The sequence below is a fragment of the Nocardioides sp. NPDC000445 genome, from assembly GCF_040300245.1.
Lineage (GTDB): Bacteria > Actinomycetota > Actinomycetes > Propionibacteriales > Nocardioidaceae > Nocardioides.
Genome location: NZ_JBEPDH010000009.1, coordinates 83,700 through 109,163, shown reverse-complemented (window position 1 = coordinate 109,163; position 25,464 = coordinate 83,700). Strand labels below are relative to the sequence as shown.

Here is a 25,464-nt window from a genome sequence, read left to right as displayed (position 1 = left end):
CTGCGAACGGAGGCGGACACACGTCATGACACAGCCGAAGCACGGCGTGCCACCACACGGAAGCGCCCAGGCCCTACACTGGTCACCTATGTCAGATAACACGATCGTCCGCCGGTCCAGCTATGGCCCGTCCAGCCCCGAGGTGGGCCGACGCGGTGCTGACACACGCCGAAAGATCGTCGATGTCTCGTTGCGCCTCTTCGCGGAACAGGGGTTCTTCAACACCTCGGTCGACGCGATCGCCAAGGGTGCCGGAGTCTCGCGTGCGACGCTCTACCAGTACTTCCCGGGCAAGGACGAGATCTTCGTCGAGCTCCTCAACGAGTGCGGCGCCGCGTTGATCCGCGTCGCCCGCCGGATCGGCCAGCTCGGCCCGACCGAGATCGGTCTCGACAACCTGCACTGGTGGCTCGGCGAGTGGAGCTGGGTCTTCGAGAAGTACCGGACGATGTTCGTGCAGTGGGCGGTGGTGGCCTCCGTCGACACCGAGGTCGGTCCCGAAGTCATGGGCTTCATCACCAAGTACAACAAGCGACTCGCAGAGCGACTCGAGGACGCCGAGGTCGACGGCATCGATCCGGTGACCGCCGCAACTGTCGTGAGCGCCCTGGTCCACCGACTCAACCTCTACATCCACACCGATCGGGTCTACGACGCCGATCCCGATCTCCTGATCTCGAACCTGTCGCTGTTCCTCCAGCTGCTGGTCTTCCCACAGTCGTCTGACACGGTCCTCGGGAGTCTGGCCCATCGCACCGTCGGGTCGGAGCCCATCGAGTCCCCTCCCGCGCCCAAGACCGCTGGGATCTCCGTCGAGGAGCGCACCGAAGCACTGAGCAAGCGCGCAGCGGCGACGGTACGCAGCCTTGTCGACGCAGGTGCGGCGCAGTTCACGAGCAAGGGGTACTTCCGCACGAGCGTGGACGACATCGTCGCCGACGCCGGCTTCGCCCGCGGCACGTTCTACAAGTACTTCAGCGAGAAGCAGGACCTGTTGCTCGCCGTGACCGTCGAATCCGCCGGCCGAGCGCTCGAGCTGGCGGACCGCATGCGCGGCCTCGACCTCGGTGCAGACGATGACACCGAGCTTCGCACGTGGTTGAGCGACTTCATGGCCTACCTGGGCAAGTACAGCGGCTCCATCGACGTCTGGACCGAGCAGACCACCGACGACGAGCTGATCGCGGCTATCGGCGCACACGCCCAGGCTTCGATGGATCTCGCCCTCGAAGCCGCGCTGACCTCGGCACAGCGGACCTATCCGTTCGATCCGGTGGCCGGCGCGCTGATCCTGCGCGCCCTGATCACCCGGCTGCCTGAGGCACTCCGGGAGATGGCGCCCGACGCCACCGACGACCAGATCATCGAACTGCTGGTCGCGTGCATCAGACGCGGCTTCTTCAGCCACACGATCTGACACCTCGATCCGCCCCGCCGCCCACGGAAAAGCGCCGTCTTCCGTTGGAATTCTCGCTACCTCTTGATTCGATCTGACGTTTGTGTCATCTTTGCGAGGTCGGTGGTTCCCTGACCGACGCAGGCTCTCGAGAGGAAGTTGGACAATGGACATCAGTCAGGCATCGGCCATCGTCACGGGAGGCGCAGGTGGTCTGGGAGAGGCCACGGTGCGCAAGCTCGCCAGCCTCGGGACGGCGGTCGTGATCGCCGATCTCAACGATGAGGCCGGCAAGTCGCTCGCCGCCGAGGTCGGCGGCAACGTGACGTACGTCCGCACCGACGTGCTCGACGAGGCGAGCGTCAACGAGGCCCTGGCCGCGGCGGCCGATCTCGCCCCCTTGCGCGTCGTCGTCAACGCCCACGGCGGCGGAGCCGGCGCCTCACGCGTCGTCGGACGCGACGGCTCGCCCGCGCCGATGGACCAGTTCCAGTGGTACATCAACCTGTTCCTCAACGGCACCTTCAACGTGCTGCGCCTGGGCGCGGCCGCGATGGCCAAGAACGAGCCCGACGAGGGCGGCTGCCGCGGGGTCGTGGTGAACACCGCCAGCATCGCCGCCTTCGAGGGGCAGATCGGCCAGACCGCCTACTCCGCCGCCAAGGGCGGCGTCGTCGGCCTCACCGTCCCCGCGGCACGCGACCTGTCCAAGCTCGGCATCCGGGTGATGGCGATCGCGCCGGGCACGTTCTTCACGCCCGCCTTCAAGATGGAGCGCGACGAGGCCGAGAAGTTCTGGGGCTCCGCCGTGCCGTTCCCGAACCGGATGGGCAGCCCCTCGGAGTACGCCGCCCTGGTCGCGCACATCGCCGAGAACGACTACCTCAACGGCGAAGTCATCCGCATCGACGGAGCGCTGCGCTTCCAGCCCAAGTAGGCCGGGGTACAACCCCGTACGACAACGAGCGGGCGCCCGGCCGACCGGCCGGGCGCCCGCTCTTTTCGACGCCGCTCAGATGATCGCAGCGGCCCGGAGCGCCTCGACCTCGGCCGGCGTACGACCCAGGGCGGCCAAGATGGCCTCGCTGTGCTCCCCGACCGCAGGCACCGGGTCCATCCGCGGCTCGATCCCGGCCAGGGACGCGGGCGGCACCAGCGCCTCGGCGGGTCCCCCCGGAGTGGCCACCTCGCGCCAGCGCTTCCGCTCGGCGAGCACAGGGTGCGCCCAGAGCTCGGCCATGGTGTTCATCCGAGCGTTGGCGATGCCGGCGGCTTCCAGCCGGGCTGCGAGCTCGGCGCTGGTGAACCCGGTGACCCCTTCGGCGATGATCGGCTCCAGCTCGTCGCGGTGCGCGACCCGGTCGGGGTTGCGAGCGAAGCGCGGGTCGGCGACCAGGTCGGGCCGTTCGAGCACCTCCTCGCACAGCCGTACCCACTCGCGGTGGTTCTGCACGGCGAGCAGGACGGCCTCACCGTCACCGGCGACGAACGGGCCGTACGGCGCGATCGTGGCGTGCCGGGCGCCGGTCCGCAGCGGACTCGTACCGCCGTAGCGGGTGTAGTAGGCCGGTGAGCCCATCCACTCGGCAAGCGCCTCGAACAGCGAGACCGAGACCGGGCGGACCCGGCCGGTGGTCGCCCGGGTGAAGAGCGCGGCCAGGATTCCGGAGTACGCGAACGAGCCGGCGGCGATGTCGGCCACCGAGATCCCCGCCTTGGCGACCTCGTCCTCCGAGCCGGTGACCGACAGCAGCCCGGCCTCGGCCTGCACGAGGAGGTCGTACGCCTTCCGGTTCTGCCACGGGCCGTCGGCGCCGTAGCCGGAGATGTCGCACACGATCAGGCGCGGGTGGGACTCGGCGAGCGCGGCCGCGCCGAGGCCCATCCGGGCGCTGGCGCCGGGACCGAGGTTCTGTACCAGGACGTCGGCCTCGGTCAGCAGCTCCCACAGGATCTGCATCCCCTGGGGGGTCTTCAGGTCGAGCGTGAGCGACTCCTTGGAGCGGTTCAACCAGACGAAGTAGCTGGACTCACCGTGCACCGTGTCGTCGTAGCCGCGCGCGAAGTCGCCGGTGCCGGGCCGCTCGATCTTGATCACCCGGGCGCCCAGGTCGGCGAGCTGCCGGGTGGCGTACGGCGCCGCCACCGCCTGCTCCAGGCTGACCACGGTGATGCCGTCGAGGGGAAGGTCCGACACGGTGCTCACCGCGCCAGCGGATCGCGCGGCAGCCCGAGCAGCCGCTCCGCGATCGTGTTGCGCATGATCTCCGACGTGCCGCCGGCGATGGTCAGACAGCGCGCGAACAGGTAAGGGTCGCTCACCTCCGGCCGGTGCCCGGTGACCGCCGCGGTGCCGGCGAGCACCATGCCGAGGTTGGTGATCCGCTGAGAGTGCTCGGCCTTGAGCAGCTTGGTGATGTTGGCCTCCGGCCCCGGACGGCCGCCGGCCAGAGCCCGGCTAGCGAGGCGCATATTGAGCAGCTTCAGCGTGTACGCCTCCAGCAGCACCGCACCGACCTCGTGCTCGGCGTACGCCGGCTGGCCGGGACCCTCGTCGAGCAGCTCGAGCAGCTGGGTGGGCCCGAAGGAGATCGATCCGCTGCCGCCGCCGATGGAGACGCGCTCGTTGCCCAGGGTGGCCCGGGCCACCTTCCAGCCCTGCCCCTCCCCGCCGACGACGTCGGCGTCGGGCACGAAGACGTCATCGAAGAAGACCTCGTTGAAGAGCGCGTCGCCGGTCAGCTCGCGCAGCGGTCGGATCTCCACACCGGGGTGGCCCATGTCGATCGCCATCATCGTGACGCCGGCATGCTTGCCGGCGCTGGAGTCGGTACGCACCGTGGCCAGGCCCCACTGGCACGATGCCGCGGTGCTGGTCCAGACCTTCTGCCCGGTGACCAGCCAGCCACCCTCGACCCGCTTGCCGACGGTGCGCACCGCGGCCGCGTCCGAGCCGGCGTCGGGCTCGCTGAAGAGCTGGCACCAGTCCGAGCGTCCCCGAAGCACGTCGTCGATCCAGCGCGACTGCTGGTCCTCGGTGCCCTCCTGGGAGATGGTCAGGCTGATCCAGCCCGAGATTCCGGTGTCGGGGAGCTCGACGCCGGTGAACTCCTCCTCGATGACGAGCTGCTCGACCACGCCAGCGCCGCGTCCCCACGGCGCGCGCCAGTGCGGCACCAGGTAACCGCTGTCGACGAGGAAGTCACGACGCTCGGACTCCGGCAGGCTCTGTAGCCGGGCGACCGCCTCCCGGGCCTCGGCGCGGTAGGTCTCGGACTCCTCGGGAAGCTCGAACGAGGCGCCATGGGCGGTGCCCCCGCGGTAGCCCTCGACGACGTCGCGCAGCGGGTCGCGGCCGTCGCGCAGCAGCGCGGCGACGGTCTCGGCGCGACGCAGGTAGAGGTGGGAGTCGTGCTCCCAGGTGAACCCGATGCCGCCGTGAAGCTGGATGTTCAGCCGCGCGGTCTGCACCTGGGCACGGGCGGCGTGCGCCGCGGCGACCGCGGCTGCGAACCAGGCGTCGTCCAGGTCGGTGGAGCGGGCCGCGTCCCAGGCCGCTGCGACGGCCTGCTCGGCGTCGACCAGCATGTTGGCGAGGTGGTGCTTGACCGCCTGGAAGGTGCCGATCGGGCGGCCGAACTGCTCGCGCACCTTGGCATAGGCGGTGGCCTCCTCGACACAGGCGTTGATGCTGCCGACGGCCTCGGCGGAGGCGAGGATCCGGAATGCGGTCACCGCACGGCGGGCTGCGCCGATCAGAACCCGTTCGCGCGGCACCGCGACCGACCCGGCGGTCACCGTGCCGATGCCGCGCGTGCTGTCCAAGGCGTCGTCGGGACTGACCTCCAGGCCCGGCGCGGACACGTCGAGCACGACGACGTCGTCACCGACGACGAGCGCCACCAGGTCCGCAGTGGGTGCGCCGAGTACGGCGCGACTCTCGCCCGTCAGGGTGCCGTCGGCGCTCAGGCTGAGCCCGGTGGCGAGACCGACGGCCCCGACCTGGCTACCGTCGGCGAGGCCGGGCAGGAGGTCGGTGCGTACGTCCTCCTCGGCCGAGGCCGCGATGATCGCCGAGCACACGACGGTCGGCAGGAACGGACCGGGTGCCAGCTCGTGACCGAAGCACTCCAGGACGACGGCCAGCTCGGCCAGGCCATAGCCGGACCCGCCATGGGCCTCGTCGAGATGCAGGCCGAGCCACCCCAGGTCCGCGACCGCCTTCCAAGACTCGGGCAGAGCTGCCGGCGACTCGAGCGTGGCCCGCGCGGCGGCGCGTGCCTCGGAGCGCTGCAGGTAGGAGCTCGCCACCTCGGCGAGCGCTTCGTGATCCTCAGTGATCGCCAAAGCCATGGCACTCACCTTTCATCGATGGGGCGACGGGAGGCCGCCGCAGTGGTTGGGGTCGGGCAACGGTTCAGGTGGTCGACGGGCGGCGGGCGAGGACGCGGCGCGCCTGGCGGGCGACGGCCTCGTCGATCATGCGGCCCTCGGCGTCGAGTGCGACCCCGGAACCGGCGTCCTCGAGTCGGCGCAGGATGTCGGCCGCCTCGCGGGCCTGCTCGGCGCTGGGGCTGAAGACCTGCTCGACGAGCGGAATCTGGTCGGGGTGGATACAGGCTCGGCCGAAGAACCCGAGGCGGCGCAGGGCGCGCGTCGAGGCGGTGAACCCGGCGAGGTCCCGGAAGTTGGCCGATACCGGCGCCACCGGGCTGGTGATCCCGGCAGCGCTGCAGGCGACGACGACCTGGCTGCGTGCGAAGAGCAGTTCGGTCTCGTCCGGACCGGGCTCGAGGCCGAGATCCGCGGCGAGGTCGATCTCGCCCAGATGCAGGGTCGTCACACGCGGCCCGTGAGCGATGTCGACGGCGTTGGCCAGCCCGAGCCCGGACTCGATCAGCGGCGCGACGGCGGTGCGGCCGCGGGCCAGGCCACGCTCGGCCTCCGCGGCCGTCAGCAGCTCGTCGAGCCGGTCCAGCTCCTCGCGGGAGCAGGTCTTGGCCGGGATCACGCCGCTGAGGCCGGCACCGACAACGGCCTCGAGGTCGGCTTCGAGACGCTCGTCGGCATTGAGGCGTACCCAGGCCAGCGGCGCGGCCGGTCCCGACGGTCGCGGGCGTGAGAGATGCTCTGCGACGTACTGTCGGGCGGCGGCCTTGTCACGCGGCGCCACCGCGTCCTCGAGATCGAAGATCACCGCACCGGAGCCCACCGCCTGCTCGGCCTTGTGGAACCGCTCGGGCTTGCTCCCCGGCACGTAGAGATGGCTGGTCGCACTCACGGCTCCCCCTCGAGGTCGGTTGGCACAGGCTCGGCTCCTCAGCTAGGCGCTACGGTTGTGACGCCGATAACAGCGTATATGACCATCGCTGTCAGATTCTACTCCTAAGCTGGGGTGGATCTTCGCGCGATTCCACCACTGCAGACATAGACAGAGCGTCAGACGTGCGATTACAGTCGAGCCAGTTCAATGCCACACGCGTAAGCAATAGCAGCCATGGAGGACGTCCGATGCTGAAGACCGGTGCACGCCTGCGAAGCCAGGTCTGCGATACCCAGATGATCGTCGTACGGGCCGACGCCACCGACGGCACGCTCACCTGCGGGGGATCCCCGGTGATCGAGCTCACCTCGACACCCGATCCCGGCCTGACGCTGGCGGCCGACGCCGCCGACGGCACCGCGATCGGCAAGAGGTACGTCGACGGGGCCGGCACGATCGAGGTGCTGGTGACCAAGCCCGGCACGGGCTCGCTCGCCCTCGACGGCGAGGCCCTGACGATCAAGAGCGCCAAGCCGCTCCCCTCCAGCGACTGATCCGGAGGGACTCGACGATGACGACGACCACACCCGAGACCACGTCGCCCGCGGCCCTGACCGAGGTGCGCGACGGCATCATGATCATCACTCTCAACCGGCCGGAGGCACGCAACGCCGTCAACGAGGAGATGTGCCTCGTGGTCGGCGACGCCCTGACGCAGGCCGAGCACGACCCGGCCGTCCGGGTCGTTGTGCTCACCGGAGCGGGCGACAAGGCGTTCTGCGCCGGGGCCGACCTCAAGGCGCTCAGCCGCGGCGAGCGGATCATCCCCGAGGGCCGCGAGGCCTGGGGTCTGGCCGGCTATGTCGGCCACGCGATCAGCAAGCCGACGATCGCAGCCGTCAACGGTCCCGCCCTCGGCGGCGGCACCGAGCTGGTGCTGGCCAGCGACCTCACCGTCTCGGCCGAGACCGCCTCCTTCGGCCTGCCGGAGGTCAAGCGCGGCCTGATCGCCGGCGCCGGCGGCGCCTTCCGGCTCATCGAGAAGCTGCCGCAGGCCGTCGCGATGGAGCTGCTGCTGACCGGCGACCCGATCAGCGCCCAGCAGGCCCTCGATCTCCATCTGATCAACCGGGTCGTCCCCGCCGACCAGGTCCTCGCCGCCGCGCTGGAGCTGGCCACGACCATCGCCGGCAACGCTCCGCTGGCAGTGCAGGCGCATAAGCAGATCGCCCTGCGGCAGACGCCTGAGGGCGAGCGGCCCGGCGAACAGGCGGGCTGGGAGGCCACCAGCCGGCTGCTGCCGATGATCGCCTTCTCCGAGGACGCCAAAGAGGGCCCACGCGCCTTCGCCGAGAAGCGCCCGCCGGTGTGGCAGGGCCGCTGAGATCCCCCACTGCGGGGTGAGCCTGACCGGATGGTCGGCTCACCCCGCGTGTCTTTCCCGTCAGAGCCCGCCGCGTGCCACAAGCTGGCTGGCGATCACGTTGCGCTGGATCTCGTTGGTGCCCTCCCCCACGATCATGAGCGGCGCGTCGCGGAAGTAGCGCTCGACGTCGTACTCGGTCGAGTAGCCGTAGCCGCCGTGGATCCTGACCGCGGTGAGGGCGATCTCCATCGCCACCTCCGAGGCGAACAGCTTCGCCATTCCGGCCTCCATGTCGCAGCGCTCCCCCGCGTCCGCGCGCTCCGCGGCGTATCGGGTGAGCTGGCGGGCGGCGGTCAGCTTGGTCGCCATGTCGGCGAGGTAGTTGCCGATCGACTGGTGCTGGTGGATCGGCTTGCCGAAAGTCTGGCGCTGCTGGGCGTAGGCCAAGGAGTCCTCGAGGGCCGCCGCAGCGACGCCGAGTGCACGGGAGGCGACCTGGATACGACCGGTCTCCAGGCCCTTCATCATCTGGCCGAAGCCCTTGCCCTCGGTCCCGCCGAGCACGGCGGTGGCCGGGATCCGGTAGCCGTCGAAGGAGAGCTCGCACGACTCCACGCCCTTGTAGCCGAGCTTGGGGAGATCGCGCGAGACGACCAACCCGGGCCCGTGCTCGACCAGGACGATCGAGATGCCCCGGTGACGCGGTGTCGCCTGCGGGTCGGTCTTGCACAGCAGCGCGATCAGCCCGGAACGGCGCGCGTTGCTGATCCAGGTCTTGGCGCCGCTGATCACCAGGTCGTCACCGTCGCGACGGGCGGTCGTCGTCATCGCCTGGAGGTCGGATCCCCCGCCCGGCTCGGTCAGCGCCATCGTGGCGCGCATCTCGCCGGTCGCCATCGGCGGGAGGTAGCGCTGCTTCTGCTCCTCGGTGCCGAACAGGCCGATCAGCTTGGCGACGACAGTGTGCCCGCCCATCGCGCCGGCCAGGCTCATCCAGCCCCGGGCGAGCTCCTCGGTGACCTGGACGTAGCACGGTGTCGACACCGGACCGCCGCCGTACTCCTCGCCGATCGCCAGCCCGAAGATCCCGATCTGCTTCATCTGATCGATCCACTTCTCTGGATACTCGTTGGCATGCTCGACCTCGCGAACCGTCGGCTTCACCTCACGGTTGACGAAGTCGCGCACTGTCTGCACCAGATAGGACTCTTCCGGACTGAGATTGCTCATGGCTCGATCGTGAATGATCTGACACTTGTGGTCAAGCCTTTCTGGCGCAACGATGGGTATATCCAAGAGAGATGTGACATTCATGTCACCAGAAACCGGGCCTGGCGACGACGCCGGCCGCGTGAAAGGCACCTGATGTCGAGATCCGTGGGCGGACCCTACTTCGACGAGCTCACCGTGGGCATGACCTTCGAGACCGCGCCGGCGGTGACACTGACCGACGGGCTCGCCGCCGGCCACCGGGCGATCCTCGGTGACAGGCTGCGCCTTCCCCTGGACCACGAGCTCTCCCGTGCGGTCACCGGATCCACCAGCCCGGTCGCCAGCCCGAGCCTGGTCTGGGACCTCGCGATCGGGCAGTCGACACTGGCCACGCACCACGTCAAGGCGAACCTCTTCTACCGCGGTCTGCGGTTCCACCGCTTCCCCCACCTCGGCGACACCCTGGCAACCCGGACCGAGGTGGTCGGCCTGCGCGAGAACACGCCGAAGCCAGACCGGGCGCCGACCGGGCTCGCCGCGCTGCGCATGACGACGACCGATCAGCGCGGCGCGACAGTGCTCGACTTCCACCGCTGCGCCATGCTGCCCCTGAGCCCCGCCCCCGCCGCGGGCAGGCGCATCCACGACCAGGACCTCGCCGATATCGGGGTCGCCGACGGGACCGATGCATGGCTCGCCCCCGACGGCTGGGACCTGGCGGAGTTCCGCGCACGCGTCCCCAGCCCCCGCACCGCCGGCGAGCTCGTCGGAGAGTCGTTCACCACATCGGGCGACGTCGTCTCCTCGGCACCCGAGCTGGCCCGGCTGACCCTGAACATCGCCGCCGTCCACCACGACGAGCGGGTCGGCGGGTCACGGCTTGTGTACGGCGGGCACACCATCGGACTCGCCCTCGCGCAGCTCACCCGGGCGCTGCCAAACCTGGTCACAGTGCTCGGCTGGAAGTCCTGCGACCACACCGGCCCGGTCCACGAGGGCGACACCGTGACCAGCCGGATCGAGGTGCTCTCCTCGACGGCACTCACGCAGGGCACAGCCGTTGGACTGCGCTCGGTCGTCACGGCACACGCGCCCGGCGGCGATGCCCGCGAGGTGCTCGACTGGCGCTACACGGCCCTCGTCGCCTGACCACGCAGGGGCACGCCCGCTCGCGCTTACCTGACAGGCGCGTCTACCTCACGTCCATCGCCTCCACGAGCTACGCACCTCGGTCGCGGCAGGAGCGCACGGGCGTCGACCTGCCAGAAATGGAAAAGTTCGGGGCCGTGGCCCAGCACCTCTTGCGATGTGACATACGTCATGCCAAGATCACTCCAGACCCTGATCTGACATGTATGTTCAGTTTCATTCGTGGGTCGAGTCCTCCCTAGGAGATTCCAATGCACGTTTCCAGATCCGGCCTCCGCCGATCCTTGGCCCTCACGCTCCCGGTCGCCCTCGCACTGACGATCACCGCGTGCGGGTCGAGCGACAGCACCGGCGAAGCGAGCTCGGCAGCCTTCGACACAGCAGCCCTCGGGACCCCCAACAAGGCGACCGGCTCCCCCGTCACCATCGGCGTCATCAGCGAAGGCAAGGGCCAGGCCGTCGACCAGAGCGACGAGTTCCGCGGCGCCCAGGCAGCCGCGGCGTACGCCAATGAGTATCTCGGCGGGATCGGCGGTCACAAGGTCGAGGTCAAGGTGTGCGAGGTGCGTCAGGACCCCGCGATGGCCACCGACTGCGCCAACCAGATGGTGACCGCGGGCGTCTCCGCCGTCGTCGAGGGCACCTTGGCGGAGGTCGACCAGACGATCGAGGTCCTCACCCCTGCCGGGATCCCGATCATCGCCGCGAGCGGAAGCACCAAGGCAGCGCTGACCACGCCGGGCTACTTCTCGTTGTTCAACAGCCTCTCCTACTTCGGCGTCCCGGCCGCCGACGGCAAGGAGCAAGGCGTCTCCAAGGCCGTCATGGTCGTCGTCGGCGTCCCCGGCGCCGAGGGTCCGGCCCGCGACGTCGGCACGCTTCTCTACAAGAACGCCGGCATCGACCTCGAGGTCTCCGCGATCCCGCCCGGCACCGCGGACATGACGCCGCAGATCACCGCGGCCAGCGCCGACGAGCCGGGCCTCTACCACGTCTTCGGCAACGAGAGCTTCTGCACGCCGGCGATTCAGGCCATCAAGGCCGTCGACCCCGACGCCGCCATCACGGCGATCGCCCAGTGCCTCTCGGCCGCGGGCGCCAAGTCCATCCCCGGCGGCTACGAGGGCGTCCACGTGGTGACCACCTCGGACCTCGACCCGGAAGCCGAGGACACCAAGCTCTTCCAGGCAGTCGTCGGCAAGTACGGCGACGGCGCGAAGGAGTCGGTCATCACCGGCTCGGGCTACTCGCCGATGCTGGGAATGATCAATGCGCTCAACGCCGCCAAGATCACCGACGTGAGCGCCAAGGGCGTCACCGCCGCCATGAAGTCGGCGCCCGCGACGAACTACCCGCTGGGTGCCGGCGCGACCTTCACCTGCGACGGCAAGCAGATGCCGATCTCGCCGAACGTGTGCAGCTCCGACGGCATCATCGCCTCAGCGACGGCTGACGGGAAGCTCGAGGACTACCAGCTGGTCCCCTCCGACCCGGAGCTCTACAGCCCCGCGAGCTGACCCCGCCGACCGCCCGTCGCCCGTCGCCCGCACTCCACCGGGCGGCGGGCGGTCCGCATTCCACCCGGGAGTAGATCTATAGTGACTCTACTGTCAGATTTCCTGTAGAGTAGGTCACATCTACCCCGTCCAACGCACTGTATGACTTGGCGCGAACGTCAGAAGGAGTACGACCAATGCCTAGAAGACCGGCCAGCGACACGATGGTCGTCTGCGCTTCCCACAGCCCGGGGATGCTCCGTGACGCCACCGAGGAGCACGGTGCGCACTTCCGGGCCGGCATCGACGAGGCCCGGCGCCGGGTGACGGCCTTCGAGCCCGATCTCGTTGTCTTCTTCGGCAGCGACCACCGGCGCGCGTTCGTGGACAGCGTCCCGGCGGTCGCATTGATGCTGGCCGCCGACGGCCTCGGCGACCTCGGCTCGCCGACGGGCTCCTACGACGTGCCGGCCGAGATCGCCGAGCCGCTCGCCGCCTCGCTGCTCGCCCAGGGCTTCGACGTCACCGTCGTGCGCAAGGTCGCCCTCGACCACGGGTTCGGGCAGACGTACGGCCATCTGATCGGCGACCTGCCGACGGTGCCGGTCATCCCCATCTACCTCAACTGCGCCACTCCCCCGCTGGCCTCGCCCGGTCGCGCCTACGCGCTGGGCCGGCAGGTGGGCGAAGAGCTCTCCGGTCTCGGCAAGCGCGTGCTGTACGTCGGCTCCGGGGGTCTCTCGCACTCACCGCCCAGCCTGGAGGCGGCCGCGGCCGGACTCTCCGACGAGGAGCGCCTCGCGGTCAACGAGGCCGGTCGCGCCGCGGCCCGGGAGAAGATCGTGCCCGACTGGGACCAGGCGTTCCTCGCCCGCATCGCGGAGGACCCCGAGAGCCTGGCGACATTCACCGACGCCGACATCATCCCCGCCGGCGTCGGCGCGCATGAGGTACGTACCTGGATCGCCGCCGTCGCCGCCGGGGCGACACCCATGGAGACCGTCGCCTACGAGCCGGTCCCCGAGTGGATCACCGGGATGGGGGTCGCCACGACCCCGACCGGCGCCACCTCCGCTCCCCTTCCCTCCCCGTCCCAGATCGAACAGGTTCAGCCATGACGCACGTGATCACCGGAAGCTGCTGCAACGACGCGGCCTGCGTACCCGTCTGCCCCGTCAACTGCATCCACCCGGCCCCGGGCGAGCCCGACTTCGGCACCGCCGAGATGCTCTACATCGACGACGCCAGCTGCATCGACTGCGGTGCCTGCGTCGACGTCTGTCCGGTCAGCGCGATCACCGCCGACTACGACCTGGACCCGATCGACGAGCCCTTCCTCGCCCTGAACTCCGCCTGGTTCGCGGCTCCCGAGCGGTCCTCGTACGCCCCTCCCCCGCGCGAGCCCGTCCTCACCGCCACGCGTCCCGGGCCGCTCAAGGTGGCCGTTGTCGGCACGGGTCCGACCGGCGGCTACGTCACCGAGTCTCTCCTGGGCGTCCGCGGGGTCAAGGCCGAGGTGACCGTCATCGACAGGCTTCTCACCCCGGGTGGCCTGGTGAGGTACGGCGTCGCCCCTGACCATCTGGCCACCAAGGACGCCGGGACCTCGATCGAGAAGGTGCTCAAAGCACCCGGGGTGTCAGTGCGGCTCGGCGTCGACGTCGGCGTCGACGTGACCCTGGAGGAGCTTGCCGCGAGCCACCACGCCGTCGTGGTCGCGACCGGTGCCTCCGAGGGCCGCAAGCTCGCCATTCCCGGCGAGGACCTGCCGGGTTCCCACTCCGCGGTCGACTTCGTCGGCTGGTACAACGGCCATCCGGCCCAGGCCGGGTTGGAGTTCGACCTCACCTCCGAGCGAGCCGTCGTCATCGGCAACGGCAACGTCGCCCTCGACGTCGCCCGGATCCTGCTCGCCACCCCGGACGTGTTGCGCAGGAGCGACATCGCCGCCCACGCGCTCGAGGCTCTGGCTGAGAGCAAGATCCGCGAGGTCGTCCTGGTCGGTCGGCGCGGCCCCGAGCACGCCGCATTCACCGCGGGCGAGCTGATCGGCCTGACCCAGGTGGCCGGCCTCGGCCTGTCCGTACGTCCCGAGGACCTCGACGTCGCCAGCGAGGACCCGATCGTCGCGCACAAGCTCGACCTCCTGCGTGGCCTCACCGGAGACGACGCCGAGCACCGGCTCGAGTTCCGTTTCGGTCTACGCCCCACCGACCTGCTCGGCGAGACCTCCGTACGTGCGGTCCGCTTCGACGACGGCGACGAGCTGGAGGCCGGCCTGGTGCTCAGCGCCATCGGCTACCGCGGCCGACCGGTGCCCGGTCTACCGTTCGACGAGGCGCTCGGCCGCGTACCCAACGAGGACGGGCGCGTCGCTCCCGGTCTGTACGTCTCCGGCTGGATCAAGCGCGGTCCGTCCGGCGGGATCGGCGCCAACAAGTGGTGCGCGAAGGAGACCGTCGGTGCCCTGGTGGCCGACTTCGAGGCCGGTCTCCTGCCCGACCCGACCGGCGAGATCCCCTCCGTCGGCGTCGGCATGGACGCCTGGGCCAAGATCGACGGCCGTGAGAAGCAGCTCGGCCGCGAGTCCGGACGGCCACGGATCAAGCTCGTCGACCCCGATGAGCAGCGCACCCTGCTGAGCAGCTGACAAACCGCCGAGTCGGCTCGTCCTGTCCGTCAGGACGAGCCGACTCGGCGGTGGTGTGGGAGATCAGTGGTTGACCAGGCCGCCGTCGACGCGGAAGTCGGCGCCGGTGGCGAACGAGGCGTCGTCCGAGGCGAGGTAGGCAGCGAGCTTGGCGATGTCGTCAGGCTGACCCAGTCGCGGCACCAGCGACTTCGCCAGCAGCCCGTCGAGCACCCCGGGCTGGGAGAGCTGCTCGGCAGAACCGGGCGTCTCGACGACGCCGGGGCTGATGCTGACCGCCCGGATGCCGCGCGGGGCGCCCTCGGCGGCCATGACGTGGGTCATGCCGCGTACGCCCCACTTGGCCGCGGAGTGAGCGATCCCGGCGACACTGCCGCCATGCCCGGCGACCGAGGCGGTGTTGATGATCAGTCCGCCGCCCGCGCCCAGCTGCGACCAGGCCGCCTTCGTGGCAAGGAAGACCAGGGTGAGCTCGTTGCGGATCGAGCGGTCCCACTCCTGCGCCGTCATCGACTCGATGGTGCCGAAGGCGCCCGTGGAGGCGTTGTTCCACAGCACATCCACCTGGCCGAACCCGGTCACCGCCCGGTCCACCCACCGCCGGCACTCCTCGAGATCGCCGAGGTCGAGCGGCGAGACATCGATCATCGTGCCGCCCGCCTCGGTGACCAGCGCCTGCGTCTGTGCCGCACTCTCGGCGTCGACGTCGCAGCCGACCACCCGGGCGCCGGCCTCGGCGAAGCGCAACGCTCCGGCGCGACCGATGCCGCCACCCGTCCCGCTGATGAGGGCCACCTTGCCCTCGAGGGATCGTGTCATGGCGCTACCTTCCTTCCCTGTGCCCGAGCGGTTCTCGGGCCCGGCTTCAGACCGCGGCGGCCTCGCCCAGGTAGGCCGCCTCGAGCCGCTCGGGGTGAACAGCCAGCTCCGCGGCGCTTCCCTGCAGGCGTACGTCGCCGTGCACCAGCACCAGCGCCTCGTCGGCGACCTCGAGGGCGAGGTGGACATGCTGCTCCACGAGCACGACCACGGCTCCGGTCTCGTCGGCGATGCGGCGTACGACGGGAAGCAGCTCCTCGACGATGACGGGGGCCAGACCCATGCTCATCTCGTCGATGAGCAGCACCTTGGGCTGCTGCACGAGTGCCCTCGCGACGGCGAGCATCTGCTGCTCGCCTCCGGAGATGGAGCCGGCGGAGACCTTGAGCCGCTTCTTCAGCGCCGGGAACATCTCCATGGTGGCCTCGAGGCTCGGGCCTCCGCTCTTCTGGGCGATCTGGAGGTTCTCTCTGACCGAGAGGCTGGTGAACAGCGCGCGGTCGTCGGCGACGAGAACGAGCCCCGCCTTGTTGGCAGCGCCGGGACGGGCGCTGGGCAACGGCGTGCCGTTGACCACCACCTCGCCCTCGATCCGGGGCAGGAGGCCGGCCAGCGTCGTCATCACCGTCGTCTTCCCGGCGCCATTGGGGCCGAGGACTGCGAGCACCTGACCGGCGGAGAGCCTCACGTCCAGATCTCGCACGACCGTCACCGCACCGTACCCGGCAGCCAGTCCCCGGCACTCGAGCACCGGTGTGGGGCGCTCGCCCGACTCTTCGATCTTCGACGTCATGCCGTGGCCACCTTGTCTGCTTGGGAGCCGAGGTACGCCTCGGCGACGCGGGGGTCGACGCGGATCTCGGCCGGCGTACCGGACGCGATCACCTCGCCGAAGTTGAGGACCGTGATCTGGTCGCACAGGCTCAGCATCAGGCCCATGTCGTGGTCGACCACGATGATCGTGACGCCGCTGTCGCGGATCCGCCGCAGGCGTTCGGCGAGCCAGGTGCTCTCGGCGGTGTCGAGACCGCCGGCCGGCTCATCGAGCAGGAGCACTCGGGGGTGGCCGGCCAGGGCACGCGCGATGGAGACCAGCTGGCGCTGGCCCTGGGAGAGCTCACCCGCCGGGCGCTCGCGGACCGCGTCGAGACCGAGGAGCCGGAAGACCGCCTCGATCCGCTCGGTGTCGCCGCTCCTCGGCGCTCCCGGGGCCTCCGGCCGATGACCGGAGGCGGTGAGGCCGACCTTGACGTTCTCCAGCACGCTCAGGTCCTCGTAGAGCTCGATCGCCTGGAATGTACGGCCCAAGCCGGCACGGATCCGCTGATGGGGCAGGAGATCCTGGAGCGGCTCGCCGGCCAGGACGATCTCGCCGGTGTGCGGGGCGAAGCCACTGATCGCGTCGATCAGGGTCGTCTTGCCCGCACCGTTGGGGCCGATCAGCCCGACGATGGAGCCTCGCGGCGCGGTCATCGAGACATCCTTGACCGCGACGACGCCGCCGTAGTGGACCGCGACGCCGCGCAGCTCCAGCTCGATGGAGGCCTCGGCGTCCATGCCGACGTGCTCGGTCTTCTCGGAATCGTCGAAGGAGGCGCCCGAGCCGACGACGGCGTCTCGCCCGACCGTCTGCCGACGCTTTGCGATCAGGGCGTGGGCGGGGCCGACGATGCCCTCGGGGTTGAGGATGACGGTGAACACCAGGAGCACGCTGGCGACGACGGGGTACCAGCCGCCCGCCGAGAAGACCTCGTCGATCATGATGAAGAAGATGCCGTTGGCCGCGGTGACGCCTGCCAGGAGACCGCCCGAGACCGAGGTGATCCCGGCGAGGTAGACCGTGGCGAACAGGAACAGCCCGGCCATCGCCGAGAAGGACGTCTCACTGATCGTCTGCTGCTGATAGGCCATGAGCGACCCGCCGAGCCCCGCGACGAAAGCGGCGATCGCGAACGCCAGGATCTTGATCCGGACCACGTTGACACCGGCCGCGGCCGCGGAGCGCTCGTTGGCGCGTACGGCGAGCATCTGCGCACCGAGCTGGCTGCGTCGCAGCCGCGCGACGCCGACGGCGACTGCGACCAGGACGAGCAGGCACAGCAGCCCGAAGCGGATGCGTGGATAGTCGGCGCCGGCGCCGATGCCGAGGTCCCAGCCAAACAGTGTCGGTGGGTCGACGCGTACGCCCGAGGTGCCGACGAAGTCGAGGTTCCGGAACCAGAACGCCTCGACGGCGAAGGCGAGCGCCAAGGTCACCACCGCGACGGTGAGCCCGCGGATGCGCAGCGCCGGCAGCCCGATCACCACCCCGAGGACCATCGCCGCCAACGCCCCGACGATCGGGGCCAGGGGGAACGGGATGTGCAGCTGCTCGCCGATCGGCGCCATCAGGAAGCCGCTCGCGCCGGCAATGGTCAGCTGGGCGAGGGAGACCTGGCCGGCGTACCCGGTCACGATCACGATCGAGAGCGCGATGATCGCCATGATGAAGGTGGTGATCAGGCCGTTGCGCCAGCGGTCCTGGAGCAGGACGAGCGCCAGCACGGACACCGCCGTCATGATCAGGGTGGTCGTGAGCACGTGACGCGGGCGCGGTGCACGTCCGAGCGTCTGCAGGATGATCGCGCCGCGGGCCGGCAGCGACCGGGCACGCACCACGAGCACGAGCAGGATGATGACCAGCGGGATCAGCTCGGGCAGGCCGGAGGAGGGCAGCGACGGGTAGGCGGTCTGCAGGTATTGCGCCTCGGACTGGAGCGCACCGATCGCGATGCCCGCCACGACCGCCCAGATGACGAACTGGAAGCGCGCGACGATCGCTGCTGCCAGGGCCGGGACGATGAAGAGGGTGTACGCGACGGGGACCAGCGGGACGATGGGGGCGATCAGGATCCCGGCCAGGCCGGCGACCGCCGAGCTGAGCATCCAGTTGTAGGCCGCGATCCGATCCGGCGAGATGCCGCTGAGGTAGGCGCCGCGCTCGGTCTCGGCCGCGGCTCGGGTGGCGAGGCCGAACTTCGTGAACCGGAACGCGAGTGCGAGAAGGACCGCGAGCCCGAGCATGGTGAGCGCGAAGTAGACGCGGTCGGAGGAGACGAAGAGGTCACCGCTGCGCCACTGCTCGACGGGGAAGATCGGCGCGACGGCGACCGCGTCGGTGCCGATCTTCTCGGCGAGCAGGCCGGTGACCAGCAGCGAGAGGCCGAGGGCGGCGACCGCCTTGGCCACCGGGGGCGCGGTCCGGAGCGGCCGGAAGACGGCGACGTAGAGCAGCAGGCCGAGCAGCGCCCCGAAGGCGAGCGAGATGACCAGCGCCGGCCAGAGTCCGAGCGGCTGGCCGAAGTCGACAGTGTTGGGCAGCCCGGGGATCGGCAGGAGGATCTGCCCCTGGCGCAGGAAGGCGTAGACGTAGGCGACATAGAGGGCGATCGCGCCGCTGCCGAAGTTGAGCACTCCGGAGCTTCGGTAGGTCAGCACGATGGCGAGGGCCAGCGCCCCGAAGACGGCTCCGTTGCCGAGGCCGAGCAAGAGGAACACGAGATGCTGCGTCATCGGCGGCAGTCCCTTCGAATGGAAGTGTGATCAGTGACACAGACGTTAGATCATGAAGGATGCCTACCGCTACGGATCGAAGGGAAAAATGTGTCGCCGATCACGTCGCGGACAAAACTGAGCCACCTACTCGCCCAAAAAGACAGTACGACCACATGGCCCGAGGCGTGGTCGACGCATCGGGCTATGTGGTCACGGGTGTCAGTTTTTGGCCGTCAACAGCGGAGCAGGTGTTCGCTCATGACCGCGACGTCGCGCCTGAAATCGGCGTAGGACCGGCTGTCCGGCTCTATCGTCAGCCAGGTGACCCCGGCCTCGGCATACTCCTCGAGCCGGGGGGCGACGGCGGCGGCGAACTCCGCGGCGCCGGTACGCAGCAGGCCCTTCTCGAACGGCACGAAGCTCACCTCCATCGGCCCTCGGCCGAGGTCGGCGCGACGCTTGTTCTGCTCGTCGATCAGCGCCCGCAGGGTGGTGAGGTCCTCCAGCGGCGGGGTTCGGGTGATCGCCGCCGTCTGCGCCGACTGCGCCATCGGCAGCCAGCCGTCGGCCAGTTCCACGACGCGGCGGCGGGCGGCCTTGCTGTTGCCCCCGATCCAGATCGGCGGGCCACCCGGCTGGGCGGGCAACGGCAGGGACTCGTGCCCGGCGATGCCGAACTCGGGCCCGTCGTGCTCCTTCCCCGACCAAGTGGCGCGCATCGCGGCGATACCCTCGTCGAGAAGCTTTCCGCGCCGCTTGAAGTCGGCGCCCAGGGCCGCGAACTCGGTCTCCAGGTAGCCCGCCGCCAGACCGAGGGTGAGTCTGCCGCCGGAGAGCAGGTCGAGGCTGGCGGCCGACTTCGCCGCGAGATAGGGGCTGCGGTAGCCGGCGACCATGACGTACGTGATCAGCTCGAGCCGCCGAGTCGCCTCGGCGGCGATGGAGAGCGCGACGAACGGGTCGAAGGCGTGATGCCCGCCGTTGGCCAGCCACGCCTTGTCGGGGTAGGGGTGCTCGCTGACGGAGAAGCCGTCGAAGCCGGCGTCCTCCACGAAACGGGCCAGCTCACCGAGGCTGCCCTCGCCGATCCACTCCGGGAAGCGCTTCACCGCCCGCATCGGGAACATCAGGTTCGTCTTCACAGCCATCTCCGCTCGTGTCGTGTTGCCAGGGTCAGCGCAGCAGGTCGCGGGCGATGACGACGCGCTGGACCTCGGTGGCCCCCTCGCCGAGCCGCTTGACCCGCAGGTCGCGGAACCACCGCTCCAGCGGCAGCTCCTCGGCGAGGCCGAGCGCGCCGTGGATCTGGATGCAGCGGTCGAGGATCCGGTAGGCCGCCTCGGTGCCGTACATCTTGGCGACCGAGGCGTCGACGCGTACGTCCTTGCCGAGGTCGGCGTTCCAGGCCGCCTGGTAGGTGAGCAGCCGCGCGGCGCGCAGCTCGACCTCGCAGTCGACGAGCATCCACTGGATGCCCTGCTTGTCGGCGAGCTTGCCGCCGAACACGTCGCGGTCCTTGGCCCAGGCGCAGGCCAGGTCGAGGGCCTCCTGGGCGATGCCGATCGGGCCGGCGGCGTACAGGATCCGGCCGTTGACCAGCGTCGAGCTGGCCTGGGCGAAGCCCTTGCCCTCCTCGCCGATCAGGTTCTCCACCGGGATCCGGACGTCGTCGAAGTGGAGCTCGTACGGTGCGAATGAGGCCATCACCTCGATCCGTCGGATGCTCAGGCCGGGGGTGTCCTTCTCGACGATGAAGCAGGAGATGCCGCCGCGGCCCTCGCCGGTGCGCGCGTAGACGACGCCCCAGTCGGCGCCGTCGGCATGGCTGGTCCACATCTTCGACCCGTTGAGGACGTACGCGTCACCGTCCCGCACCGCCTTGAGCTGGATCGCCCGGGCCGGGTCGGAGCCGCCGCCGGGCTCGCTGATCGCGGTGTACGCCTTGGTGGCGGTGCCGTCGAGGATCGGCTGCGCGAAGCGCGCGAACTGCTCCTTCGTGGCCCCGTACATGACGATCGGCGGGTTGCCGCCGAAGGCGCCCAGGGCCGGGAAGAACGCGCCCATCCGGCACTTGGCGGCCTCCTCGGCGACGACCACCTGGCCCAGCAGGCTCAGCCCCGCTCCGCCGTGCTCCTCGGGGGTCTGCAGAGACCAGAGACCGATCTTGCGAGCCTTCGCCTGCAGGTCGACCAACAGGTCGCGGGGCAGGCCGGCTGTGTCGTGCGGGAGGGTCGACTCCAGCGGCTGCACCTCGGCCTTCATGAATCGACGGACAGTGTCGCGCAGAGCAACCAGCTCCTCGGGCAGCTCCCAGGCGCCGGTGTGGCCCAGCTCGGTCACCGTCGACATCAGCCGTCCTCGGCGAAACGGCGCGTGCGGGCGTTGTCGAGCTGTGGGCCGTGGTTGGTCTCGTACTGCTCGATCCACTCCTTCGGCAGCTTCCCCCACGCCTCGCCGATCTGGAGCCGGTGGCCGGGGTTGAGGATCTCCGCGGCGACCACGTCACCGACGAAGATCGAGCTCTCCTGCACGTCGAGGGTGCCGACCACCTTCGCCTCGACGTAGCTGTGCGCACCGAGCAGCACCGGAGCGCCGGTCACCCCGGTCTTGGTACGCAGCTTGCCCAGCTTGTCGCCGTCGCGGCCCGAGCTGCCGCCGAGCGTCATCAGGATCTCGAGCGACTCCTCGATCTGGTCGTCCTCGGCGCTGAGCAGGTGCATCACGAAGATGCCGGAGTTCACCACCAGGTCGTGGGTCAGGTTGTACTTGGTCAGGCTGATCGTCGCCCGGGGTGCCTCGGGGACGATGCTGGCGGCACCCGCCGAGAGTGACATCAGCCCGTTGGCGAAGCCGCCGTCGATGGTCGTGACCGCGACCGGGAACGGCCGCAGCCCGCCCAGCACCTTGTTGGCGGCGTCGGTGTCGATGCTCATGTGCTCATTCCTTCGCGGATGGTTGGAGGGCCTCATCGAGGTAGGTGAGGAGGTTGGCGGTGAAGATGTCGTTGTCGTCGCCGGCGACCATGTGCCCGGCCTCGCGTACGTCGACGACGCTGATGTGCCCGATCAGCTCGCGCATCTCGGCCACGCCGGCGTCCGAGATCACGTCGGACTGGACGCCGCGCACCAGGAGCACGGGCTGCCGGATCTGCCGGGATGCGGCCCGCGAGCGGGCGTAGATCGCCTCGCTCATCGCGGAGTCGACGTCCTCGTCGGCGGGCCGGTCCAGGCGCATCATCGCCGGGTCCCAGTGCCAGTGCCAGCGGCCGTCGCGCAGCCGGAGGTTCTTCCGCAGCCCGTCGAGGCTTCCGGTGCGACTCCGGTGCGGGTTGTAGGCGGAGACTGCCGCAGCCGCCTCCTCGAGCGAGCCGAACCCCTCGGGCGCGCCCTGCATGAAGGCCTTGACCCGGCCCGCGCCCTTCCGCTCGACCCGGACGGCGATGTCGACCAGCACCAGCGCCTCGGCGAGCGCGGGATCCTCACCGACCGCGATCAGGGAGACCTTGCCGCCGAGGGACGCGCCCACCAGCGTCAACGGAACCTGCGGCTCGACTCTCCGGATGTGGGCGACGAGCTCGCGCAGGTCGGCGATCATGACCTCCATGCCGTAGTCGCCGTCCGCGGACCAGTCGCTGTCCCCGTGGCCGCGCAGGTCGACCGAGTACGCCACCCAGCCGTCGACGGCCAGCCGCTCCCCCGTACGACGCCACGAATGCCGGGTCTGCCCGCCGCCGTGCAGCAGCACGACGACGCCCTTGGGGTCCGGCCCCGCCTCACGGGTGGCCCAGCGATCCGCCGCGAGCCGGAGCCCGGCCCCCGGAAGGCTGACTCGCTCTGCCTCGACCGTCGCGTCCACGGCGCTCACCTGCCTTCGGCGGGCGCGGGCACCTCGATGACGACCGCTCCTGCCTGACCGCCGCCCGCGCACATGGCGGCCACGGCCAGACCGCCGCCGCGGCGGCGGAGCTCGTTGATCAGGGTGATGACCATGCGGGTGCCCGAGGCCGCGACCGGGTGACCGAGGCTGCAGCCGCTGCCGGCGGTGTTGACACGCTCCTCGTCGATGCCGAGCTTCTTGCAGGCCGCGACCGGTACGGACGCGAACGCCTCGTTGATCTCCCACAGGTCGATGTCGGCGATGGCCAGACCCGCCCGGTCCAGGACCTTCGGGATGACGTCGAGCGGCGCGAGGCCCATTCGGGCCGGTTCGGTCGCGGTGGCGGCCCAGGCCCGGACGACGGCGAGCGCCTCCAGATCCCTCTCGGCGGCGAGCTCGCTGGAGACCACCATGACCGCAGCGGCTGCGTCGTTCATGCCGCTGGCGTTGCCGGCGGTGATGGAGAAGTCCTCGATCTCGGGGTGGAGCGGGTTGAGCGAGGCCAGCTTCTCCAGAGTGGTGCCGCGGCGCGGGTGCTCGTCGGTGTCGAAGGTGACGGTGGTGCCATCGGCCTGGCGGGCCTGGACCGGCACGATCTCGTCCTTGAACGCACCTGCGTCGATGGCCGCGACGGCACGCTGGTGGGAGCGGAACGCCCAGGCGTCCATCTCCTCTCGGGTCAGGCCGACCTCCTTGGCGGTGTTCCAGCCGACCGAGATCGACATGTCCATGTTGGGGGCCTCGGGCGTGTCCGGGTGCGTGGGCGGCATCCACCGTTCGGTGAACTGGTCGAGCGTGCCGGGCGTACGGAACTGCTGCAACGGCGAGGTGGAGGTCGACTGGGTGCCACCGGCGATGATCGCGCGCTCGGCTCCGGAGCGGATCTGGGCCGCGGCGTTGCCGATCGCGGTCAGGCCGCCCGCGCAGTGCCGGTTGATCGCCTGCCCAGGCACCTGGGTCATGCCGGTGACGACCGCGGCGTGCCGGGCGATGTCACCGCCGCCGTAGTTCGACTCGGCGAGGATGATGTCGTCGACGTCGGCGACGTCGAGGCCCGAGCGCTCCTGCACCTCGCGGAGGACGACCTCGGCCAATTCCATGGCGGTGGTGTCGCGCAGGGTGCCCTTGAAGGCGGTGCCGATCGCTGTGCGAGCACCAGCGACGATGACGGCTTCGATCTTCTCTGACATGGTGATGGTCCTTCGTGGTGGTGGGTCAGCCGAGGGTGAACGGGTCGCGGGTCTCCCCGCTGAGCTCGATCCAGACGGCTTTGGTCTCGGTGAAGTCCTTGACGGCCTCCAGGCCGTTCTCGCGCCCGACGCCGCTGGCTCCCATGCCGCCGAAGGGGACGCTGGGTGCCACCGCGCGGTAGGCGTTGACCCAGACCGTGCCGGCGCGCAGCCGGGCGGCGACCCGGTGGGCGCGGTGGACGTCGTTGGTCCACACCGAGCCGGCCAGGCCGAAGTCGGTGCCGTTGGCAGCGGCGATCGCCTCGTCCTCGTCATGGAAGGTGGAGACGGCCAGGACCGGCCCGAAGATCTCCTCGGCGACCGCACGCATGTGCGGGGTGACGTCGGTGAGAACGGTCGGGCGTACGAAGTAGCCCCCGAGCTCGCCCGCCGGCTCGGCACCGTACGCGATGGTCGCACCCTCCTCACGCGCGGCGGCGAAGTGGGAGAGCACCTTCTCGTACTGAGGTGCGTTGGAGACCGGGCCCATCTCGGTGGCCGGGTCGCGCGGGTCGCCCAGCACGATCCTCGAGGCGCGGGCGACGACCTTGGCCACCAGCTCCTCGGCGACGTCCTCGTGCACGAGCAGGCGCGAGCCGGCCAGGCAGGTCTGGCCGGTGGCCGCGAAGATGCCGGAGATGACACCGTTGGCGGCCGCGTCCAGGTCGGCGTCGGGGAAGACGACTTGTGCCGACTTGCCGCCGAGCTCGAGAGTGAAGCGGGTCATGTTGCTGATCGCGGCCTGACCGACCTTGATGCCGGTGCCAGTGGATCCGGTGAAGGCGATCTTGTCGACGCCGGGGTGCGCAGCCAGTGCCGCCCCCGTCTCCGGTCCCCATCCGGTGACGACGTTGATGACGCCCGGCGGGAACCCTGCTTCCTCGAAGAGCCGGGCGAAGGCCAGGGTCGAGACAGGGGTGTGGTCGCTGGGCTTGACCACGAACGTACAGCCTGCGGCCAGCCCGGCGGCGAGCTTCCAGGTGAGCAGCAGGAGCGGCGAGTTCCACGGCGTGATCGCGCCGACCACGCCGACCGGCTCGTGGGTGGTGTAGACGAGGTAGTTGGACTTACCGGTCGGGATCACCGTCCCCTCCAGCTTGTCGGCCATCCCGGCGAAGTAGCGGTAGTAGTCGGGCAGGCCACGCATCTGGCCCGACATCTCACGCAGCAGCTTGCCGCCGTCGCGTACCTCGTAGTCGGCGAGCTGGTCGGCCTCACGTTCGATCACGTCGGCCAGGCGGTGGAGCAGGCGGCCACGCTCGGTGGCGCTGAGCCGGCCCCACGGCCCGTTGAGCGCGTCGCGCGCCGCAGCGACCGCCCGGTCGACGTCCGTCGTGTCACCGTCGGGCACGACCGCCCACGGCTGACCGGTGTACGGGTCGATGCTCTCGTACGTCCGCCCCTTGCTCGCAGGCGTCTCGGTCCCGCCGATCAGCAGGCTGAACGCCGGCACGGTCTCGGTCTCGGTGGTCAT

At 70.1% G+C, this 25,464-nt stretch carries 21 protein-coding genes; 8 read left to right on the top strand and 13 right to left on the bottom strand.

Going from position 1 to position 25,464, the window contains the following annotated elements:
* The first annotated feature begins 88 nt into the window (after positions 1-88).
* Positions 89-1,417, top strand: coding sequence for a TetR/AcrR family transcriptional regulator (locus tag ABT304_RS14120; RefSeq protein ID WP_350716022.1), 1,329 nt, complete (start codon positions 89-91; stop codon positions 1,415-1,417).
* 145 nt (positions 1,418-1,562) lie between these two features.
* The gene (locus tag ABT304_RS14115) at positions 1,563-2,333 is read left to right on the top strand and encodes an SDR family NAD(P)-dependent oxidoreductase (protein ID WP_179658638.1); all 771 of its coding nucleotides are present in this window, start codon (positions 1,563-1,565) and stop codon (positions 2,331-2,333) included.
* A gap of 75 nt (positions 2,334-2,408) precedes the next feature.
* Here ABT304_RS14115 and ABT304_RS14110 read toward each other — a convergent pair whose 3' ends face one another.
* The 3 genes from ABT304_RS14110 to ABT304_RS14100 all read right to left on the bottom strand — a co-directional run bounded on the left by ABT304_RS14110 (position 2,409) and on the right by ABT304_RS14100 (position 6,677).
* Complete coding sequence (locus ABT304_RS14110; RefSeq protein ID WP_350716021.1) at positions 2,409-3,602, bottom strand: CaiB/BaiF CoA transferase family protein; 1,194 nt, start codon at positions 3,600-3,602, stop codon at positions 2,409-2,411.
* Positions 3,599-5,749, bottom strand: coding sequence for an acyl-CoA dehydrogenase family protein (locus ABT304_RS14105; RefSeq protein WP_350716019.1), 2,151 nt, complete (start codon positions 5,747-5,749; stop codon positions 3,599-3,601). Before ABT304_RS14105 ends, ABT304_RS14110 begins: the two co-directional genes overlap by 4 nt.
* Before the next feature lie 64 nt (positions 5,750-5,813).
* The gene (locus ABT304_RS14100; protein ID WP_179658640.1) at positions 5,814-6,677 is read right to left on the bottom strand and encodes an aldolase/citrate lyase family protein; all 864 of its coding nucleotides are present in this window, start codon (positions 6,675-6,677) and stop codon (positions 5,814-5,816) included.
* Positions 6,678-6,907: 230 nt separating this feature from the next.
* On the opposite strand from ABT304_RS14100, the gene ABT304_RS14095 reads away from it, so the two are divergent.
* Both ABT304_RS14095 and ABT304_RS14090 read left to right on the top strand, forming a co-directional pair.
* A complete protein-coding gene (locus ABT304_RS14095; RefSeq protein ID WP_179658641.1) occupies positions 6,908-7,213 on the top strand; it encodes a hypothetical protein in 306 nt (101 codons plus the stop codon).
* A gap of 17 nt (positions 7,214-7,230) precedes the next feature.
* Complete coding sequence (locus ABT304_RS14090; RefSeq protein WP_179658642.1) at positions 7,231-8,043, top strand: crotonase/enoyl-CoA hydratase family protein; 813 nt, start codon at positions 7,231-7,233, stop codon at positions 8,041-8,043.
* Between the two features lie 60 nt (positions 8,044-8,103).
* Here ABT304_RS14090 and ABT304_RS14085 read toward each other — a convergent pair whose 3' ends face one another.
* Positions 8,104-9,255, bottom strand: a complete 1,152-nt coding sequence (locus ABT304_RS14085) for an acyl-CoA dehydrogenase family protein (protein WP_350716017.1) — start codon at positions 9,253-9,255, stop codon at positions 8,104-8,106.
* 135 nt (positions 9,256-9,390) lie between these two features.
* Here ABT304_RS14085 and ABT304_RS14080 point away from each other — a divergent pair, with 135 nt between their 5' ends.
* The 4 genes from ABT304_RS14080 to ABT304_RS14065 all read left to right on the top strand — a co-directional run bounded on the left by ABT304_RS14080 (position 9,391) and on the right by ABT304_RS14065 (position 14,532).
* The gene (locus tag ABT304_RS14080) at positions 9,391-10,386 is read left to right on the top strand and encodes a MaoC family dehydratase (RefSeq protein WP_350716015.1); all 996 of its coding nucleotides are present in this window, start codon (positions 9,391-9,393) and stop codon (positions 10,384-10,386) included.
* 251 nt (positions 10,387-10,637) lie between these two features.
* Positions 10,638-11,903 (top strand): ABC transporter substrate-binding protein, encoded by a 1,266-nt coding sequence (locus ABT304_RS14075; RefSeq protein ID WP_179658645.1) that lies wholly within the window; start codon positions 10,638-10,640, stop codon positions 11,901-11,903.
* A 176-nt stretch (positions 11,904-12,079) separates the two neighbouring features.
* Complete coding sequence (locus ABT304_RS14070; RefSeq protein ID WP_218860875.1) at positions 12,080-13,000, top strand: 3-carboxyethylcatechol 2,3-dioxygenase; 921 nt, start codon at positions 12,080-12,082, stop codon at positions 12,998-13,000.
* A complete protein-coding gene (locus ABT304_RS14065) occupies positions 12,997-14,532 on the top strand; it encodes an FAD-dependent oxidoreductase (RefSeq protein ID WP_179658646.1) in 1,536 nt (511 codons plus the stop codon). Before ABT304_RS14070 ends, ABT304_RS14065 begins: the two co-directional genes overlap by 4 nt.
* Positions 14,533-14,595: 63 nt before the next feature.
* On the opposite strand, the gene ABT304_RS14060 is transcribed toward ABT304_RS14065, so the two are convergent.
* The 9 genes from ABT304_RS14060 to ABT304_RS14020 all read right to left on the bottom strand — a co-directional run bounded on the left by ABT304_RS14060 (position 14,596) and on the right by ABT304_RS14020 (position 25,464).
* Positions 14,596-15,351 (bottom strand): SDR family NAD(P)-dependent oxidoreductase, encoded by a 756-nt coding sequence (locus ABT304_RS14060; protein WP_350716012.1) that lies wholly within the window; start codon positions 15,349-15,351, stop codon positions 14,596-14,598.
* Positions 15,352-15,397: 46 nt separating this feature from the next.
* A complete protein-coding gene (locus tag ABT304_RS14055; protein WP_179658648.1) occupies positions 15,398-16,144 on the bottom strand; it encodes an ABC transporter ATP-binding protein in 747 nt (248 codons plus the stop codon).
* Positions 16,141-18,903 carry a branched-chain amino acid ABC transporter permease/ATP-binding protein gene (locus tag ABT304_RS14050; RefSeq protein ID WP_179658649.1) on the bottom strand — a complete coding sequence of 921 codons (2,763 nt, stop codon included), beginning with the start codon at positions 18,901-18,903 and terminating at the stop codon, positions 16,141-16,143. The genes ABT304_RS14055 and ABT304_RS14050 overlap by 4 nt, the downstream gene beginning before the upstream one ends.
* A 215-nt stretch (positions 18,904-19,118) precedes the next feature.
* Positions 19,119-20,033, bottom strand: coding sequence for an LLM class F420-dependent oxidoreductase (locus ABT304_RS14045; protein ID WP_350716010.1), 915 nt, complete (start codon positions 20,031-20,033; stop codon positions 19,119-19,121).
* 25 nt (positions 20,034-20,058) lie between these two features.
* Positions 20,059-21,234 (bottom strand): acyl-CoA dehydrogenase family protein, encoded by a 1,176-nt coding sequence (locus ABT304_RS14040; protein ID WP_350716008.1) that lies wholly within the window; start codon positions 21,232-21,234, stop codon positions 20,059-20,061.
* Complete coding sequence (locus tag ABT304_RS14035; protein ID WP_179658652.1) at positions 21,234-21,818, bottom strand: flavin reductase family protein; 585 nt, start codon at positions 21,816-21,818, stop codon at positions 21,234-21,236. Before ABT304_RS14035 ends, ABT304_RS14040 begins: the two co-directional genes overlap by 1 nt.
* Before the next feature lie 4 nt (positions 21,819-21,822).
* Positions 21,823-22,740 carry an alpha/beta fold hydrolase gene (locus tag ABT304_RS14030; protein WP_350716006.1) on the bottom strand — a complete coding sequence of 306 codons (918 nt, stop codon included), beginning with the start codon at positions 22,738-22,740 and terminating at the stop codon, positions 21,823-21,825.
* Positions 22,741-22,745: 5 nt separating this feature from the next.
* Positions 22,746-23,951 carry a thiolase family protein gene (locus ABT304_RS14025; protein WP_350716005.1) on the bottom strand — a complete coding sequence of 402 codons (1,206 nt, stop codon included), beginning with the start codon at positions 23,949-23,951 and terminating at the stop codon, positions 22,746-22,748.
* Between the two features lie 25 nt (positions 23,952-23,976).
* Positions 23,977-25,464 (bottom strand): aldehyde dehydrogenase, encoded by a 1,488-nt coding sequence (locus ABT304_RS14020; RefSeq protein ID WP_350716003.1) that lies wholly within the window; start codon positions 25,462-25,464, stop codon positions 23,977-23,979.

Coding starts and splice junctions, on each gene's coding strand:
- ABT304_RS14120 (WP_350716022.1), top strand. CDS start 89: ATGTCAGATAACACGATCGTCCGCCGGTCCAGCTATGGCCCGTCCAGC.
- ABT304_RS14115 (WP_179658638.1), top strand. CDS start 1,563: ATGGACATCAGTCAGGCATCGGCCATCGTCACGGGAGGCGCAGGTGGT.
- ABT304_RS14105 (WP_350716019.1), bottom strand. CDS start 5,749: ATGGCTTTGGCGATCACTGAGGATCACGAAGCGCTCGCCGAGGTGGCG.
- ABT304_RS14095 (WP_179658641.1), top strand. CDS start 6,908: ATGCTGAAGACCGGTGCACGCCTGCGAAGCCAGGTCTGCGATACCCAG.
- ABT304_RS14090 (WP_179658642.1), top strand. CDS start 7,231: ATGACGACGACCACACCCGAGACCACGTCGCCCGCGGCCCTGACCGAG.
- ABT304_RS14085 (WP_350716017.1), bottom strand. CDS start 9,255: ATGAGCAATCTCAGTCCGGAAGAGTCCTATCTGGTGCAGACAGTGCGC.
- ABT304_RS14080 (WP_350716015.1), top strand. CDS start 9,391: ATGTCGAGATCCGTGGGCGGACCCTACTTCGACGAGCTCACCGTGGGC.
- ABT304_RS14075 (WP_179658645.1), top strand. CDS start 10,638: ATGCACGTTTCCAGATCCGGCCTCCGCCGATCCTTGGCCCTCACGCTC.
- ABT304_RS14070 (WP_218860875.1), top strand. CDS start 12,080: ATGCCTAGAAGACCGGCCAGCGACACGATGGTCGTCTGCGCTTCCCAC.
- ABT304_RS14065 (WP_179658646.1), top strand. CDS start 12,997: ATGACGCACGTGATCACCGGAAGCTGCTGCAACGACGCGGCCTGCGTA.
- ABT304_RS14060 (WP_350716012.1), bottom strand. CDS start 15,351: ATGACACGATCCCTCGAGGGCAAGGTGGCCCTCATCAGCGGGACGGGT.
- ABT304_RS14055 (WP_179658648.1), bottom strand. CDS start 16,144: ATGACGTCGAAGATCGAAGAGTCGGGCGAGCGCCCCACACCGGTGCTC.
- ABT304_RS14050 (WP_179658649.1), bottom strand. CDS start 18,903: ATGACGCAGCATCTCGTGTTCCTCTTGCTCGGCCTCGGCAACGGAGCC.
- ABT304_RS14045 (WP_350716010.1), bottom strand. CDS start 20,033: ATGGCTGTGAAGACGAACCTGATGTTCCCGATGCGGGCGGTGAAGCGC.
- ABT304_RS14040 (WP_350716008.1), bottom strand. CDS start 21,234: ATGTCGACGGTGACCGAGCTGGGCCACACCGGCGCCTGGGAGCTGCCC.
- ABT304_RS14035 (WP_179658652.1), bottom strand. CDS start 21,818: ATGAGCATCGACACCGACGCCGCCAACAAGGTGCTGGGCGGGCTGCGG.
- ABT304_RS14025 (WP_350716005.1), bottom strand. CDS start 23,951: ATGTCAGAGAAGATCGAAGCCGTCATCGTCGCTGGTGCTCGCACAGCG.
- ABT304_RS14020 (WP_350716003.1), bottom strand. CDS start 25,464: ATGACCACCGAGACCGAGACCGTGCCGGCGTTCAGCCTGCTGATCGGC.